Consider the following 1,521-nt stretch of genomic DNA (forward strand, 5'->3'; position numbering starts at 1 on the left):
GGCTGCCTGGGCCACGACATCGAGATCGAGTCGCCTCCCGAACTGGTGCAGCACGTGGCGCGCGTCGCGACACGGCTGGACACCATCGCGCGCCGGCAGGGTACCTCCATCCCCCGTCTATAGGATGGGCTCGCCCGATACCGGTCGATAGGCTTGCGGCACCTGCAACCTCCGAACGGAAACGGATCTGCCCATGCGCCTCGGCCCCGGTCTCGCCTGCGGAAGCCCGCCATGCCCCTGACCGCCACCCAGGTCGCAGTGGTCGAGGACGACAGCGGCATGCGCGAGCGCATCGCCCGCGTGATCGGCGCCGACCCGGCGCTGGCGCTGGCCTTCAGCGCCTCGAACGCGGTCGACATCCTGAACTGGCTCACGGACAACCCGGTCGATGTGCTGCTGGTCGACCTCGGCCTGCCCGACCACCCCGGCCTGCAGGTGATCCGCCAGTGCCGCCGCATGCAGCCGGCCTGCGCGGTGATGGTGCTGACGATCTTCGGCGACGAGACCCACATGGTGCAGGCCTTCGAGGCTGGTGCGCGCGGCGCGGTTCATGTGCTGGCCGAGCCGACCGCCCTGGGGCGGGTGCAAGCCGGGCGTATCGACGTAAACGATCTGCGCGGTGTCCGCGGTCTTGATGCCGAGCAAACGGTGACGCGTGGTCTGCGGGCGTGGGCTGGTGATGGAACCCTTGGCGCCGACCAGGCGGTTCAACAGCGTCGACTTGCCGACGTTGGGCCGGCCGACGAGCGTCACCATGCCACAGCGGTAATTCGTCATCCGCGTCGCGTCAGTTGTTCATAGGCCGCCGCCGCCGCCTGCTGCTCGGCGCGCCGGCGGCTCGCGCCCTCGCCGTGCACCGGTGCCGGCAGCCCCTCCACCCGGCATTCGATGACGAATTTCTGGTTATGCGGATCGCCGGCGACCTCGAGGATGTTGTAGCTCGGCAGCGGCAGCGAATGCTTTTGCAGGTGCTCCTGCAGCTGTGTCTTCGGGTCTTTGGGAATGGAGCGCGGGTCGAGCGCGGCCAGCGCGCTGGCGTAAAGCCCGAGGATCACGCGGCGTCCCGCCTCCAGGCCGCCATCGCGGTAAACCGCGCCGAAGACGGCTTCGAGGGTGTCGGCGAGAATCGAGTCGCGGTCGAAGCCGCCGCTTTTGAGCTCGCCGCCGCCGAGTTCGAGGCAGTCGCCGAGCTCGAGCGCGCGCGCGAGTTCGGCGAGCGTTTGCTGGCGCACCAGCGTGGCGCGCAGGCGCGTGAGCTCGCCTTCGGTCAGCGCCGGGTAACGTTCGAACAGCTCGGCGGAAACAACGAAACTGAGGACGCTGTCGCCCAGAAACTCCAGGCGCTCGTAATTCTTTTGGCTCTTGCTGCGGTGCGTCAGCGCGCGTTCGAGCAGGCCGGGGTCGGAAAAAGCGTACTGCAACCGGCGGCTGAGCTCGGCAACTGCTCCCGGCGTTGCTCTCGGCGGCTGTTCCTGACGCCGCTCTACCTCCTTCTTCCCTGAAGTCGTACCTCCTCCGTCC

1 protein-coding gene and 2 pseudogenes are annotated in these 1,521 nt (G+C 68.4%); 1 reads left to right on the forward strand and 2 read right to left on the reverse strand.

Annotation, left to right across the window (positions count from 1 at the left end):
• Positions 1 to 279: 279 nt before the first annotated feature.
• Positions 280 to 489 (forward strand): annotated as a pseudogene (locus Q8Q85_09515) (response regulator).
• A gap of 66 nt (positions 490 to 555) precedes the next feature.
• Here Q8Q85_09515 and Q8Q85_09520 read toward each other — a convergent pair.
• Together Q8Q85_09520 and rnc are read right to left on the reverse strand one after the other, a co-directional pair.
• Positions 556 to 756 (reverse strand): annotated as a pseudogene (locus Q8Q85_09520) (GTPase).
• A gap of 17 nt (positions 757 to 773) precedes the next feature.
• Positions 774 to 1,521: ribonuclease III (gene rnc / locus Q8Q85_09525; GenBank protein ID MDP3774492.1), on the reverse strand; the 748-nt coding region annotated here is incomplete at its 5' end.

The organism is Gemmatimonadales bacterium (assembly GCA_030697825.1).
GTDB lineage: Bacteria > Gemmatimonadota > Gemmatimonadetes > Gemmatimonadales > JACORV01 > JACORV01.